This window comes from Pontibacter locisalis, assembly GCF_042684605.1.
Classification (GTDB): domain Bacteria; phylum Bacteroidota; class Bacteroidia; order Cytophagales; family Hymenobacteraceae; genus Pontibacter; species Pontibacter locisalis.
Genome location: NZ_JBHULU010000003.1, coordinates 1 through 14798 on the forward strand (window position 1 = coordinate 1; position 14798 = coordinate 14798).

General features: G+C 44.3%; 16 protein-coding genes and 1 tRNA gene. 3 read left to right on the top strand and 14 right to left on the bottom strand.

Going from position 1 to position 14798, the window contains the following annotated elements:
- Positions 1-419 (top strand): hypothetical protein (locus ACFSRY_RS02200; protein WP_377503006.1); only part of this gene is annotated, 419 nt, incomplete at its 5' end.
- Positions 420-619: 200 nt separating this feature from the next.
- On the opposite strand, the gene ACFSRY_RS02205 is transcribed toward ACFSRY_RS02200, so the two are convergent.
- The 5 genes from ACFSRY_RS02205 to rpmH all read right to left on the bottom strand — a co-directional run bounded on the left by ACFSRY_RS02205 (position 620) and on the right by rpmH (position 4279).
- The gene (locus ACFSRY_RS02205; RefSeq protein ID WP_377503008.1) at positions 620-1132 is read right to left on the bottom strand and encodes a DUF2480 family protein; all 513 of its coding nucleotides are present in this window, start codon (positions 1130-1132) and stop codon (positions 620-622) included.
- Between the two features lie 23 nt (positions 1133-1155).
- Complete coding sequence (gene tsaB, locus ACFSRY_RS02210) at positions 1156-1848, bottom strand: tRNA (adenosine(37)-N6)-threonylcarbamoyltransferase complex dimerization subunit type 1 TsaB (protein ID WP_377503010.1); 693 nt, start codon at positions 1846-1848, stop codon at positions 1156-1158.
- Positions 1849-1987: 139 nt separating this feature from the next.
- Positions 1988-3637 (bottom strand): S41 family peptidase, encoded by a 1650-nt coding sequence (locus ACFSRY_RS02215; RefSeq protein WP_377503012.1) that lies wholly within the window; start codon positions 3635-3637, stop codon positions 1988-1990.
- 29 nt (positions 3638-3666) lie between these two features.
- Positions 3667-4077, bottom strand: coding sequence for a ribonuclease P protein component (locus ACFSRY_RS02220; protein ID WP_377503014.1), 411 nt, complete (start codon positions 4075-4077; stop codon positions 3667-3669).
- 40 nt (positions 4078-4117) lie between these two features.
- Positions 4118-4279, bottom strand: a complete 162-nt coding sequence (gene rpmH, locus ACFSRY_RS02225; RefSeq protein WP_219878235.1) for a 50S ribosomal protein L34 — start codon at positions 4277-4279, stop codon at positions 4118-4120.
- Between the two features lie 225 nt (positions 4280-4504).
- Between rpmH and ACFSRY_RS02230 the strand changes: the two genes are divergently transcribed.
- Positions 4505-6223, top strand: coding sequence for a M61 family metallopeptidase (locus ACFSRY_RS02230; RefSeq protein ID WP_377503017.1), 1719 nt, complete (start codon positions 4505-4507; stop codon positions 6221-6223).
- 80 nt (positions 6224-6303) lie between these two features.
- On the opposite strand, the gene ACFSRY_RS02235 is transcribed toward ACFSRY_RS02230, so the two are convergent.
- The 6 genes from ACFSRY_RS02235 to ACFSRY_RS02260 all read right to left on the bottom strand — a co-directional run bounded on the left by ACFSRY_RS02235 (position 6304) and on the right by ACFSRY_RS02260 (position 11002).
- The gene (locus tag ACFSRY_RS02235) at positions 6304-7545 is read right to left on the bottom strand and encodes an NAD(P)/FAD-dependent oxidoreductase (RefSeq protein WP_377503019.1); all 1242 of its coding nucleotides are present in this window, start codon (positions 7543-7545) and stop codon (positions 6304-6306) included.
- A 135-nt stretch (positions 7546-7680) separates the two neighbouring features.
- The gene (locus ACFSRY_RS02240; protein ID WP_377503021.1) at positions 7681-7881 is read right to left on the bottom strand and encodes a hypothetical protein; all 201 of its coding nucleotides are present in this window, start codon (positions 7879-7881) and stop codon (positions 7681-7683) included.
- 152 nt (positions 7882-8033) lie between these two features.
- Positions 8034-8957 carry a PfkB family carbohydrate kinase gene (locus ACFSRY_RS02245; RefSeq protein ID WP_377503023.1) on the bottom strand — a complete coding sequence of 308 codons (924 nt, stop codon included), beginning with the start codon at positions 8955-8957 and terminating at the stop codon, positions 8034-8036.
- A gap of 138 nt (positions 8958-9095) precedes the next feature.
- Positions 9096-9171 (bottom strand) — tRNA-His (locus tag ACFSRY_RS02250).
- 124 nt (positions 9172-9295) lie between these two features.
- Positions 9296-9664, bottom strand: coding sequence for a DUF6980 family protein (locus ACFSRY_RS02255; RefSeq protein WP_377503025.1), 369 nt, complete (start codon positions 9662-9664; stop codon positions 9296-9298).
- A gap of 3 nt (positions 9665-9667) precedes the next feature.
- Complete coding sequence (locus tag ACFSRY_RS02260) at positions 9668-11002, bottom strand: dihydroorotase (RefSeq protein ID WP_377503027.1); 1335 nt, start codon at positions 11000-11002, stop codon at positions 9668-9670.
- A 137-nt stretch (positions 11003-11139) separates the two neighbouring features.
- Here ACFSRY_RS02260 and ACFSRY_RS02265 point away from each other — a divergent pair, with 137 nt between their 5' ends.
- A complete protein-coding gene (locus tag ACFSRY_RS02265) occupies positions 11140-12498 on the top strand; it encodes a DEAD/DEAH box helicase (RefSeq protein ID WP_377503029.1) in 1359 nt (452 codons plus the stop codon).
- Positions 12499-12561: 63 nt separating this feature from the next.
- Here the strand turns inward: ACFSRY_RS02265 and ACFSRY_RS02270 are convergent, their stop codons facing one another.
- The 3 genes from ACFSRY_RS02270 to ACFSRY_RS02280 form a co-directional block, all read right to left on the bottom strand.
- Positions 12562-13011, bottom strand: a complete 450-nt coding sequence (locus tag ACFSRY_RS02270) for a hypothetical protein (protein ID WP_377503031.1) — start codon at positions 13009-13011, stop codon at positions 12562-12564.
- A 149-nt stretch (positions 13012-13160) separates the two neighbouring features.
- Positions 13161-13817 (bottom strand): uracil phosphoribosyltransferase, encoded by a 657-nt coding sequence (gene upp / locus ACFSRY_RS02275; protein ID WP_377503033.1) that lies wholly within the window; start codon positions 13815-13817, stop codon positions 13161-13163.
- The gene (locus ACFSRY_RS02280) at positions 13790-14728 is read right to left on the bottom strand and encodes a peptidoglycan bridge formation glycyltransferase FemA/FemB family protein (RefSeq protein WP_377503035.1); all 939 of its coding nucleotides are present in this window, start codon (positions 14726-14728) and stop codon (positions 13790-13792) included. The genes upp and ACFSRY_RS02280 overlap by 28 nt, the downstream gene beginning before the upstream one ends.
- Positions 14729-14798: the final 70 nt, after the last annotated feature.

Here is a 14798-nt window from a genome sequence, read left to right on the forward strand (position 1 = left end):
TCGCTCTTTTGCGGGGTGCAAAGTTCGGTGTTTCTTTTCAAACCGCCAAACTTTTTTCAATCTTTTTTTTCTTTCTTTTTCTCTCTCCGCCGGAACTGCTTTCCCTCGGAGCGGGCTGCAAAGGTAAGAAACATTTTCCGTTCCGCCGCCATCTTTTTCAACTTTTTTTCCTTTTTTTTCCGGGGCCTGCCGCCCGTAGAAAGCTTCCCTCAGGAAGCGGATGCAAAGGTAAGCAAAGCTTTGAAAACCGCAACACTAATTTTCAGTTTTTTTCTTTCTCTTCTCAAGCAGAAAATCACCGCTCAAAGCGTTGTGCGGGTCTTTATGCTCTCCGCTTCTCACCCTCTCACTTCCCCGTCCCTGCCGAACCGGGATGCAAAAGTAAGAAAGGTTTTATTCTCCGCAAGGGGGAGAGGTGAAAATAATCCGCCACCCCGCCCAACCCCCTGAAAAACAGGGAGAAAAATTTTAAGTTTCCCCGACCGTCTTCCCCGGGCGCTTTGGGAGAACAGGAAGTCAGCAGAGTTTGATTCCACCTGGATACTGCTTTTTTCTGGCCGCCCCCAAACAAAAGAGCCCGGCAACTGGTGCCGGGCTCTTTCTATAAAGGTCTTCTTGATCAGGAATTCTTTGGCTTCTTATATAATGGTACCGTACTACATGGTTCTCCATACATCAGACTACTGGTTGTTGGCAAAAGCTTTCGCATTATCTCTACATAAGCATAGGTTGGAACAGGTACACTACCGCAGCCTTTCACAACTACTTTAGCATCTCTGTATTCTTCCGGATCTATTTTAGATATTGCTTCCTGCATCATTGCCTGCTCTAAAGCCTCCAAGTCTCCAAAAACAAAATAATTAGCGTGCCCACTCAGCTTTGTTGCCAGTAGCATGTATGCCCATGTCGGCACAATCGCATCAGCAGAACATATGATGGCAACATTTTTTCCATCATACTGCGACCAATCGTTTTCTTTTACAAACGCTCTGAAATCTTTTTCCTTTAATATCAGCCCGTGAAACAGGTTATCTTTTATATCATATACTACCCGCTCTCCCGGTTGAAGCAACTCCTCCAGATTTAGAGTTACCAAAGCGCTTTGTGCTACTTTATTTATTATCTCTGACATAGTATTTGTTTTAGCTAGTGCTCCTACTTTTTTGCACTTGTAATATAAACATCCTTTAAATAGAAGGGTTCATAATAAGCCACATCCTCAAACAGGTGTTGCTCAAACCTTTTCAACGCAAGCTTACCTATAGTGACGGCAGAAGGCTCCACCTCTTTTATAAACAATGCCTGCTCCTGATCTTTTATCAATTCCTCCAATTTATTCGCTCCGTTACCAAAAAATATCATTGGCTGTTCCTGAAGATGCTCTTTAAATATTTGCTCGTTCAAAATAATGGGAGCAACCGGCTCTATTTCCTGTAAGTCTGAGCCCAACACGCAAGCGTATACCTCCATTCGCCGTGCATCCAACATTGGGCAGAACAGAAACCTTTCTGGCTTCGGCGTATGTGTTATTACTTGAGCTGCCATTCCATGTAGCGTAGACACCTCTAACAAAGGAATCTCCAGGGAGTAACAAAGCCCTTTTGCTGTAGAAGTACCTATCCTTAGCCCTGTGTAGGATCCAGGACCTCCGGAAACGGCCACTGCCCCTAAGTTCTCCATCTTCTCTCCACAATTTTCAAGCAACTGAGCTATCATTACTGTTATATAAGAAGAATGTGACTTCTCTATCCGGAGCTCAGAAGAGCCTAATAGCTGCTGCCCTTTATATAAAGCTACAGAGCATACTGTTGTAGAGGTTTCAAGGGCAAGCAATAGAGTGGATGCCATATAATACTTTTGGTTGTATATTTTCTTCTGCAAAATTAAGCGAAGCAAACGAAGGTGCAAAGTTCTGCTCGTCCAGTAATACAAAAGGGAAAGGCTACACTTTAACAGCATAGCCTTTCCTTTATCATTATTGTATAATCTACTTTAGTTTCAGGTAAGAATTATACTTATTAGAATCATTTAAAACCTGCTTTGCCATCAAGATATTCGGATCATCATCAAAAGACGATTCCACATATCCTTTCTGCAGGTAGTAACGTGAAGCAATTTCAGCCTCCAACATCTCTTTTATCTCTGGCTTAAAACGCATCAAATCCTGAGACTTATTATGCGACACTTTACTCTTTATTGCCTCAAGCTCATTTTTAATATCATCATAATGCTTATCATCTTTTGCCTTAGCTGTAAGCTCCAACAGTTCACTCTCCACATTAGTAGTGTAGGAAAGATCTTTATCTGCTAAGAATTCCACAAACTGCTGGTACTCCTGATCAGTTAATTTAAACTGTTTTGCCGGTGCAATAGAAGCATGGCTTACCTTATACTTATTGGCGTAGTCGAAGAAGTAACCATTACGGGCAATGGTTTTGATGATCTCAGAATAGTCAGTTCTTTTAACTTCCACATCAGGATTTATACCACCACCATCATATACTACACGGCCTCCTGCTGTTTTAAAAGCTACGCGCAATGAATCAGGTGTTTTTCCCACACTGCCATCTTCGTTGCGATGTGCATAATCAATTGCTTGTATGCAGCGGCCACTCGGAGTATAATACTTTGCAGTAGTTACTTTTAATTGAGAATTATAAGAAAGCGGACGAGTTGCCTGCACCAGGCCCTTACCAAAAGTACGTTCGCCTACCAGCACGGCACGGTCATAATCCTGCATCACGCCAGCCACAATCTCAGAAGCGGAAGCACTGCGCGAACTGGTTAGAATTACCAGCGGAATATCAATATCTAGCGGCTCATCAAGTGCTTTATAAGTTTTATTCCACTCCTTCACCTTGCCCTTGGTACTCACAATATCCTTTCCCTTATCCACAAAAACATTGGAAATGTTAACCGCCTCATGCAGTAAGCCGCCCGGATTATCGCGCAGATCAAAGATTATTTTCTTTGCGCCCATCTCTTTCAATTTTTGCACAGCCATTTTTACTTCCTTAGAAGCATCTACGGTAAAGCCTGATAATTGAAAGTAGCCTATCTGATCATCAATCATACCATAATATGGAACATTATCCACCATGATATTGGCACGCACAAGTTCCACTGTTCTGATCTTAGATTGCCCGTAGCTGCGCACATCAAGCTTTACAGAGGTATTTGCCTGTCCTTTCAGCAATTTTGTTACATCTGTAGTAGACTTACCGCTTACATTCACTCCGTTTACCTTCAGAATCTCATCGCCAATAACAAGCCCTGCTTTATGAGCCGGCGAACCTTCATATGGCATCTGGATCGTTATTTTCCCGTCGCGGCTACCAACGATAGCACCTATACCGCCATATTGACCAGTGGTCATAGTACGGAAGTCTTCAATATCGTCTTCGGGAATGTAATTAGTGTAAGGGTCAAGAGACTTTAACATGGCATCGATACCGGTGCGCATCATTTTAGATGGCGGTACATCATCCACATAAAAGGTGTTTACTTCCTTAAAAAGAGTGGCAAATACATCCAAATTCCTGGCAATCTCAAAATAACGCTCAGAATCTGTTTTAAAAGAAAATAAACCTAAGGTAAGGATACCGATCAGAACACCGGCTATAGACTTCTTGTACATAATTTCTAGGTATAAACGACGTGGTAAGACTACTTAATCAAACAACGTTCCAAACCTGAAATTAGTTTTTTTTGGATGATCTGAAAGGACTTTTTTTCTTTACCAATGTAAAGGATGCCCAGTAGCTGCGGTGCTTGCTCCGGGTTTTGGGTAATAATATGCTTGTTAAGGCGGTATGCCTCACGCATTTGCCGCTTCAAGCGGTTCCGGTCTGTAGCGCGTTTAAAATAGCGCTTAGAAACAGATAGGAGTACCTGAGTTGTACCAGAAGGCATATCCTGCGGTGTATAAAAGACGAACCGCAGCGGATACAAATTAAAAGAAGAACCCTTGCTAAACAGCAGCGCAATTAGGCGCTTGCTACACAAGTGTTCTTCTTTCGAAAATGTATAGGAAGTTGGCTGCTCGGCTTTAGTATCGTCTGCTTGCTCTTTATGCATGAGCGGCAACGAATAAGCGAAGCATATCCCCTGTCAGGGATTAAGCCGCCTTATGTCTTTTCTCGTCAGAAACAGATAATCTCTTTCTGCCTTTGGCTCTTCTACTAGCCAATACTCTTCTACCGTTAGCGGTCTCCATTCTTGATCTGAAGCCGTGCTTGTTTCTTCTTTTTCTCTGCGAAGGCTGGAATGTTCTTTTCATCGTCTGCCAATGGTTTTATTATGGCCTGCAAAATTAGACAACCTTTTGTAAATTACAAAGCCTGCTTCAGAATTTTAACAAAAATATATGAAAGCATAGCCTGGGCAGGCTGTAAGAGGCGAAATTTGCCTTGCCTCTTACAGGTTCTTTTCCGTAAGCAAAAGGCAACTTTATTGGCCTCGGCACCTTCGTAAAACTAAACTGCATTTTTTAACACAACAAAATATGATAAAGTACTCCCTCTCCTACTCAAACCCACTATCTCATTTTCTTGACATCACAATTACCATAGTTAACAATACCTCCTCTTGCTTATACCTTCAATTACCTGCCTGGCGCCCCGGCCGCTATGAGTTACAGCATTTTGCACAGAAGCTACGCAGAGTTTCTGCAAGTGCCAAAGGAGAAAAGATAGCTATAGCTAAAGAGACAAAAGACCGATGGAAAGTACAAACAGGAGGAGCAGACACGATAGAGATTAGATATAGCTTTTATGCTCGACAAATGGATGGCGGTGGCTCATGGTTAGGTGAGGAGCAGCTCTACCTGAACCCGATAAACTGCCTGATGGCAGTAGAAGGCCGTGAGCAGGAAACCTGCCAGGTAAAGTTAGCAATTCCGGAAAACTGGGAAATAGCCTGCGGCTTACCTGAAAAAGAGAAACACACTTTAGAAGCTGTTGATTTTGATGAATTGGTAGACAGTCCTTTGATTGCCAGCGCAACCCTTAAGAGGGAAACATATGAGGCAGATGGCTTACCTTTCCACATCTGGATTCAGGGTGACTGCCAGCCTGACTGGGAAAGAATAAAACATGATTTCACTGCCTTCACAAAAGAGCAATTGGAGGTATTTGGCGATTTTCCGGTGCAGGAGTATCATTATCTAAACGAGATTCTACCATACCGCTTTTATCATGGTGTGGAGCACACTAATTCCACTGTGATCACACTTGGGCCCGGGGAGCTTCTAATGACACCCGCACTTTACAAGGAATTCTTAGGTGTAAGTTCGCATGAGCTTTTCCACACCTGGAATGTTAAGAGCATCCGACCTAAGGAGCTGCTCCCCTATAACTTTGCGCAGGAGAATTACTTTAAAACAGGCTACGTAGCCGAAGGTGTTACCACTTACTATGGAGACTATATGCTTGCACGTTCAGGTGTATTCACTGCAGAACAGTACTTTGAGGAAATGAATACATCTTTGCAACGTTACTTTGCAGATTACAGCCGCAACAACCTCTCTGTAGCAGATTCCTCCTTCGATTTATGGCTGGATGGGTATAAGCCGGGTATACCAGACAGAAAGGTTTCTATTTACATCAAAGGTGCTCTTACAGCCCTCCTCTTGGATCTGCAGCTACGTCAGATCTCTCAGAATCAGGTTAATCTTGACACAGTAATGAAAGCTCTTTGGGAGCAATTTGGCAAGGAGGGGATCGGCTACACAGAAGAAGATTATGCCAAGCTAGTAAATGACACTGCAGGTATTTCCTTTAAATCGTACTTCGACAATTACATCAATGGTACTTCACCGATCGAGGAGGCCCTGCACGAGGCCCTGCAGTTTGTTGGATGCTCACTAAATGAATCAGAAAACCCGCTGATCTATGAAAGCAGATACGGCTTTAAAGTAAGCTCAGAGGGCACGGTAAAAGTAACTGCTGTTGCTCCAGGGTCTCCCGCCAGCAAAGTTTTAAGTGTAGATGATGAATTAATAGCGATTAATAACCGTAAGATTGAGAATAACCTGCAGCATCTTATGGCTTTGCAAGCACAGCAACAAATAGAGTTAACGCTATTCAGGGAAAAACAGCTTCGTGTAGTGCAACTCGGGCAAAGCAGCAAAAGCTACTATTGCAAGTATACTATAGTAAAAAGAAAAGATGCCTCTGAAAAAGAGAAACAGAACTTTAAGCTATGGCTGAAGCAGGAGTTTTAACCTTTTTTTCACCTCGAATGTTAGTTAAAGATCTTGATAGCCCCTGCTTCGTTCGAGATGAAAAGATGATTTCCTCTTAATTAATTAAAAAGTAGCTTAAAGTAAAACGATGGCTGTTTCAAACGCTCACGCAGATCAAGATCATTAAACATACACGAAATGGTCTCGGCAAGTGCCTGATTCTTGGTTGCCTTATTTGCAACCTGGTTGAACAGCCAGGGATAGTTCAAAAGTTTCTGCATCTGCCGGCTTAGCTTTAATTCCTTCCATAATCTATTGTAGACAGCTTTATCGTAAGCCTGCATAAAGGCAGCAGAAAAGTCTTGCTGTTCCAGGCAATTTGACGCTTGCTCTGCTGCCCAACGGCCACTGATCATGGCGTTGCTGATACCTTCGCCGGTAAAAGGATCGATCAACGCCCCGGCATCTCCTACCAGCATATAGTTGTCGCCAGACAAGGACCGCTTTTTAGAACCTAAGGGCAGACCATATCCTTTGATATCTCCGATAAGTTCTGCATTGCCAAAACGCTTCTGCAGCTCAGGGTGCGTTTCAATCATTCGGAGCATCTCTTTTTTCAGATTTACCTTTTTACTGCTGATGGCGCTGCTCAACATTCCAACTCCTACATTAGCAAACCCGTTTGGCAACGGGAATACCCAGAAGTAACCTGGTAAAAAGTCTTTGTAAAAGTGCAGTTCAATAAAGTTATCCTTATCCAGCCCTTCCACACCTTTATAGTAAGCCCGCAGACCCGCACAGTAATGCTCTGGCTCTTGCTGCAGGCCCGCCACATGGCGGGTAAAGGCAGACTGAGCTCCATTGGCCACTATTAAAAGCTTTGCCTCTACCTGTATCTTCCCCTCTTTGTCTGACAATGTAAAGCTACCATCTCTCTGCCGTTCGTACCTCGTAATATCGGCTCCTTCTATCAGTTTGATTTCCGGACGCAGCCTTACCTGTTCTATTAGAAAATTATCAAAGTCAATCCGTTTGGAAATATAACCTGCCGGAGCATCCTCTTCAGGTTTATAGTTATACTTGAACGGCACACTTAGCTTTTGCCCGCCTGGAGAAATAAAATGGATTCCCCAGGACGGCACCTGCACCGCCTGCTCCCGGCTAAATAACTCGGGAAGTTCGGGAGAGATACGCCGCAGCTCATTCACGACTTTTCCGCTCAGGGCATCGCCGCAAATTTTGTCGCGTGGGAAAGTTGCTTTGTCTATCAGTAAAGAAGAGATTCCTTTTTGGGCAAGATGAAGTGCAGTGGTGGCACCGCCTGGTCCGGCACCAAGTATGCAGATATCAGTTTTGTACATGCGTGAACGTTATGAGCAAACGAAAGATAAGCAATTGTACAGAAACGACACCTTCCGGGGCATAAAAAAAGAAGGAAAGCCGCTAAGGCCATCCTCCTTCAGAATTTTCATAGTTGTTATTTTGCTTGGTATGCGCTACTTCTTTCTTGAGGGAGTATTATTCCCACCCTTCGCTAAATTGCGGTTAGGGTTTTGCACTTTTGTAGCGTCTTTGTTTAGTGCATTGCGGTTAGGGCTATCATTAATGTTGCCCATTGGCTTGTTAGGATCAACCTGGTTGGGGTTGTTCTTCTTCAGCTCATCTATATCTTTTTTATTTTCGTTCTTTATGCTCATAATCCAATCTCCTCATTAGTCTATACTTAGTTTTACCCCCATCATCCATACTTTGTTACATTTTTTTCAAAATAGAAGCGGAGCAACCAATACCGGAAAATGCAAAAAGGGAAGCTAATGCCCCCTTCTGTTCTGTATAAGCTTTAATTGGACTACTGCAGCACCGTATCAAACTGAACCAGGTTCACAAACTGCTGCACGCGGTTCTCAATCTCTTCTTTCGTAAGGTTCTTCAGGCGCTCCGTACCGAATTTCTCCACGCAGAAAGATGCCATGGCTGAACCATAGATCACAGCACGCTTCATGCTCTCAAAACTTGTATCGTTGCAGCTGGCCAGGTAACCAATAAAGCCCCCGGCAAACGTATCACCGGCCCCGGTTGGATCGAATACTTCCTCCAGCGGCAGGGCTGGCGCAAAAAACACCTTGTCTTCATTAAATAATAATGCTCCATGCTCTCCTTTTTTGATGATCAGGAATTTTGGGCCCATGGCCATGATCTTCTTGGCAGCTTTTACCAAAGAGTAATCGCCGCTTAGCTGGCGTGCTTCTTCGTCGTTGATAGAAAGCACATCTACCATCGCCATTGTCTCTTTCAGTTCATCCAGGGCAATGTCCATCCAGAAATTCATGGTATCCATCACTACTAGCTTCGGACGCTCATTCAGGCGCTCAATTACAGTGCGCTGCACCTGTGGCGCCAGGTTACCCAGCATCAGATATTCGCAACCCTGGTAGCTTTCCGGAATGATGGGATCGAAATCACCTAAAACATTAAGCTCTGTAGCCAGTGTTTCGCGGCTGTTCATGTCGTTGAAGTAACGGCCAGACCAGAAGAAAGACTTCTCATTTTCTTTTACCTGCACACCTTCAGTGCTGATATCACGCTTGTGCATCAGGGCAATGTGGTCTTGGTCAAAGTCACCGCCAACCACTGACACTACATTTACAGGCTTCACAAAGTATGAAGAAGACAAGGAAATGTATGTAGCCGCGCCACCTACAATCTTATCTGTTTTCCCGAAGGGTGTCTCCAGCGCATCAAACGCCATCGAACCTACTACTACTAAGCTCATATTTTTATCAATTACGAATTTTGAATTACTAATTAAAAGTGGAGGCACAGCCAAAAAAGGACACCCTTAAAACCGGAAATGCCTCAGCACAGAACAAAGATAAATAAAAAAGCCCTTGAAGTTAGCTTCAAGGGCTTTGGGTGGAAGATGGGTCTCGAACCCACGACCCCCAGAATCACAATCTGGTGCTCTAACCAACTGAGCTACAACCACCGTGTCTCATTTGAGAGTGCAAATATAAGCATGAAATCACACAATGCAATATCTGCGACACATTTTTGAGCATTTTTTTTATCTACCTTAACCTCTTATCAGGTAAGTTTCTAAGCAGAAGATAATTACTTGCTTAACCTGGTTCCACACCAGGGGCAATAGTTAATTACAACCATAGATGTTCCGCCATCGTGGATCGGGATACCATAAAAACCTTCATCCCATTTGTTGATAATTACACTTGGATCATCCCCTCTTATTTCTCCTTCTTCATCCAAGCTACTATATACATTATCGGCCATCATCAGGCAGCAATAGCTTTTATAGTCGAACCCTTCAGCTTGTAGCTTTTCAGCTGTTGCCCAGTTATAGCAATCCTCATTTTCATGAATGGCATCCGAATAGGCCTCGTACTCATCGGATTGCAGCACTTCTTCGGGCAGTTCCTTGCCAAAAAAGCGGGCATGTAGTTCTTTAAACTTATTTAGATCCATACTTTACCTGTCAAACAGTAGCCGCTCACCTTTCTTTCTCTCATCAAATGTACCGTTGGAGAAAGCCATATGGCCTGAAACAAAAGTATGCGTGATAGTACTGCTAAACGTATGTCCTTCGAAGGGAGACCAACCACATTTGTAGTAAGTGTTCTCTTTGGTAACTGTATAAGGTTTGTTTATATCCACCAATACCAGGTCAGCCCAATACCCCTCCCGGATATAGCCACGCTCACGCACATTAAAGAGTATAGCTGGCGCATGGCTCATTTTCTCCACCATCTTTTCCAACGTTAGCTTCCCATCACGTACAAATTCCATCATCATCTGCAGGGAATGCTGCACCAGAGGCACTCCTGAAGGTGCTTTTTTATACTTCTCCTGCTTCTCCTCCCAGGTATGGGGGGCATGGTCAGTGGCTATTACGTCAAGCTTGTCTTCCAACAGGCCTTTTAGTAAAGCTTCTTTGTGGCGATGCTCTTTTATAGCAGGGTTACATTTGATTTGGGTACCAAACCTATCATAGTCTTCCTTATCAAACCACAGGTGATGCACACACACCTCGGCAGTGATTCTTTTCTGCTCCAGCGGAATATCATTGCGGAACAGCTTAAGCTCTTCTTCTGTAGAAATATGCAGAATGTGCAGGCGCGTGTTGTGCTTCTCAGCCAATTTTACTGCCAGGAAAGATGATTTAAAGCAAGCCGCCTCGTTACGTATCTCCGGGTGGCACTTGACCGGAATATCCTCACCATACTTCTCTTCATAGATTGCCATGTTATCGCGAATGATCTGTTCATCCTCGCAATGCACGGCTATAGGCAATTTGGCTTTCGCGAAGATATGCTCCAGTGTTTCTTCGTTGTCCACGAGCATGTTACCCGTAGAAGAGCCCATAAAAATCTTGATTCCGCAAACAGTGTTGGGATTGGTAAGCAGTACCTCCGCCAGGTTATCGTTAGTGGCTCCCATATAAAAGGAGTAATTTGCCAACGAGGTTTCGGCAGCTATTTTATACTTATCCTCCAGCAGCTCCTGCGTGGTAGCGTTCGGAACGGTGTTTGGCATCTCCATGAAAGAGGTGGTACCACCTGCCACAGCAGCCCTGGCCTCTGTTTCAATATTTGCCTTATGCGTCAGGCCCGGCTCACGAAAATGCACCTGGTCATCAATCACACCTGGTAGCAAGTGCAAACCAGTCGCATCAATTGTTTCATCAGCTTCAGCATTGAGGTTTTGACCGATCTGTGAAATACGTCCGTCTTGCAACAGAACATCAGCAGTGGTTATACTTCCTTCGTTTACGAGTTGTGCGTTTTTTATTAAAATAGATTTCATGAAGTGCTAACGGGTTTTACAACAGCTAATATAAGCTATGATACTGGCTTTTCCTGACTCAAACGGGAATCTTCACCTCTCAACCATAAAATTCACGTACTTTTGTAAATCAATACAATATATCACACCCTAGAATCATGGCAGAAGAAGCAGAGAAAGAAATAACCACGTTCGCAGATTTTAAGCTGAACAAACAGCTGCTAAATGCTATTGCTGATGCCGGTTATGAAAAGCCCACACCTATTCAGTTGCAGGCTGTCCCCCTGATCATGGCCGGACACGACATACTAGGTATCGCCCAAACCGGAACAGGTAAAACTGCCGCCTTTTTGCTGCCGCTGCTCATGAAAGTAAAGTATGCACAAGGCCAGAACCCGCGCGCGCTTATTGTGGCTCCAACCCGGGAACTGGTGATGCAGATAGAGGAGAACATTCAGCTACTGGCAAAGTATACAGACCTCAGGCACTTGGCTATTTATGGTGGTCTGGGACCAAAAACACAGATTGAAACTATCAACCAGGGGGTTGATATACTTGTCGCCACTCCAAAGCGCCTGATGGAGTTGTACCTGAAGGGAGAGCTAATACTAAAGGAGCTGAAGACGCTGATATTAGATGAGGCTGATAAAATGATGGACATGGGGTTTATGCCACAGATCCGTCAGCTGCTGGAAGTGATTCCGCGCAAGCGCCAGAACTTATTGTTCTCAGCCACCATGCCCGACAAAGTGGTGGAGCTGTCAGAGGAGTTCCTCGAGTTCCCGACACGGGTGGAGATAACCCCACAGGCCACACCGGTAGAAACTGTAACACAAACACTTTACCGCGTACCTAACCTACGCACCAAGATCGAGCTGCTCGAGCACCTGATACAGGATGAGGAAACATTTAAACGTGTGATCATCTTTACCCGGAGCAAGAAAAACGCAGAAAGCGTGTCAAAGTTCCTGGAGCACCGGAACTATGGTGAGGTACGCGCCATACATGGAAATAAAGGCCAGAATACCCGCATCAACTCTATGGAGGCTTTTAAAGGTGGCGACGTGCGTTTTTTAGTGGCGACTGATGTAGCATCAAGGGGCATTGATGTAAGCATGGTAAGCCATGTGATCAATTTTGACGTGCCTTTGATTTATGAGGACTATGTTCACCGCATTGGCCGAACAGGACGTGCCGAGAATGAAGGTGCCGCTATTACGTTTGCCACAGACGCTGAAATGTATCATGTAGGCAAGATTGAGAAGATCATCCGCATGCAGATCCCGGAGATACCTATGCCTGCAGAGGTGAAAGTGTTTGAAACTCCCTTTGAGGAGCAGCAGGCGATGGCTCGTGATGTAGACCGGCAGAAGCGTCGTGAGAACCCAGATTTTAAAGGGGCCTTCCATGAAAAGAAGGGCAGGCACAAGTCTAATTTCGAAAAGGGTAAAAAGAAAGGTGATCCAAAGAACTCGTTCTGGCAGAAAACAAAGAAAAAAGGAAGAGGAAAAAAATAATAGAAAAGAGGCCTGCAGTATTTACTTACTGCAGGCCTCTTTTCTGACAGCTCTTTTTTCTTATCAAAAGATATGAAGCGCCAAGTCTCCGAACTCAAAAACCAACAGGTTTAACAAAGCACTCCAGAATACAGCACTCCATAGCATGTGCAGGATAATGCGTTTCTGAGAAGCGCCGAACAATGCGGCAACCACTGTACCGAAGATCGGTGTAAATATCACGGGCGTTAAAAAAGCTACTCCTATTATCCCGAACATCCTCCATACCTGCACTACTCTCCGATTCTTTTTATTGAACACAGGCTGTTTCTTTGCACGCCGCCGGGCTGACATCCATTTAGAAAAAGCCCTTCCGATAATAGAGAAAATCACAACGCTTGTCATCATTCCTGCTATAGTCAGCAAAACGGTTTCGGTATAGGATAAACCTAAAGTCACTCCGGTTACAGGTCCTCCGAAAAACTTCACCATGCTTACCAGGTAAACCGACAGGTACTTTAAAATCTCGCCCAACACTGCTGTCTCTAAATTTGTATCCTAAAAAAGAAAAGAACCGGATTAAAGTATACGCACAACAGCTAAAATACTCTGTAAGCTATCAAGTATATTTTAGCTTATCCCTGTGATGCCTGCTTACAGTCAACTTCTGCAAAGGTTCTGATCTAAATTTTCGGCCCGAAAGCAAGGTCTCCGGCATCGCCTAAGCCAGGCACAATGTAAGACTTCTCGTTAAGATGATTATCCAGAGCACCTAACCAGATCATTGCCTCCGGAATCTCCTGCCGTATGTGGGCAATGCCTTCAGGAGAGGCAATTGCTGCTGCAATGTGCACCTGCACAGGCTTTCCATGGCGCAACATCCCTTTATAGGATTTCACCAACGACCTGCCAGTTGCCAGCATAGGGTCTGCCAGGATAAGGATCTTGTCGTGCAGGTCTGTGGAAGCCAGGTATTCCATGTTGATCTGCAATTCAGTGTTCTCCTCCTCTACCCTATAAGCTCCTACAAAGGTACTGTAGGCTTTGTCGAAATAGTTTAGCATACCCTGGTACATAGGCAGGCCAGCCCGAAGAATAGTAGCCAGCACCGGCTGGTTTGTAAGCAGCAAGGTTTCTGTTTCTGCCAGTGGAGTTTTTATTTGAGCAGTCTCATAAGGCAGCGTTTTAGAAATTTCGTAGGCAAGCAGCTCCCCCACCCGCTCCAGGTTTCTTCGGAACCGAAGGCTATCGCCCTGCACATGTATATCTCGCAGCTCAGCAATGTAGTGGTTTGCCAGGGAGGGCGTTTCGGTCAGGATATAGAGATTGCTTCTTTCCATTTGAGGTACCAGGGTTTATGTTGTTTGGATAAAGATACGTAAGCTACAGGCGCGGCTCCAAAGTTTGCATAAAATTTCGCTACAGAAGGCACCATACTGCCTTCAAAGTCAAGGACACGGTTACTGCCAGCATACCTACTGATTACATGATCCAATATAAGCGTCATAGCGGCAGCTTTTCTACCCTCTTCGGAAGAGCCTGAGAACAGGAAAATTATTTTCTCAGGCTGAACAATAAAAAGCGCAGCTGCAAGGGTGTTCTCCTCGTGGTCTACAGCCTGCAGAAGTTCCGCAGCATTCTGCTGCTTTAGTATAGCATACAACCGGGCAAGTAACCTGTAATGCTTCTCCTTTACCTCACGCAGTTCTTTCCCTTTGGTAGCTTTGAAGATGGAGACAAGGGGATTTATGTTGTCAAGCGGTTTTATCTGTAAACTCGCCCGTTTTGCTTTGTTTAGCTTATGGCGATTCCGGTAGCTGTTGAGCAGATCTTCATATTTCGGCTTTAAGTCCAGGTGAAAGGTTACTCGCTCAGCTTGATCGTATTTCTCCACATCTGCTATCACTTTTGAGTTTTCGGTATTAAGCTGAAGGTAAATGCTTTTACACCTATCTGGAATAAGCTCAAAATAGGCTTCTATATTTTTATGTTTCGTATTCTTTGTTGTAAAAAGGCCGAGTTGCTGTGTGAAATATGGTTGAAGGACTCCCAGTTGTCCCCATCGCCTGCCTAAAGGCAACGGGAAAACGGACACATAGCGGCCCTCCTGCTCTTCCACGACAGCATCCCATCGCATACAAACAGTATTCAGGTACCACGAAAAAGCATATACAATTCGTTCTGTTGATGCAGAAACACAATCATTCCACTTTTCCTCGTTTATCTCTTTATATAGCAGGTAGCGCAACATGAGGTGCTAATGTATAAATTCAGACTGTTTTACTGAACAATAATTTCATAAAAGAGTACATTCGCATTTC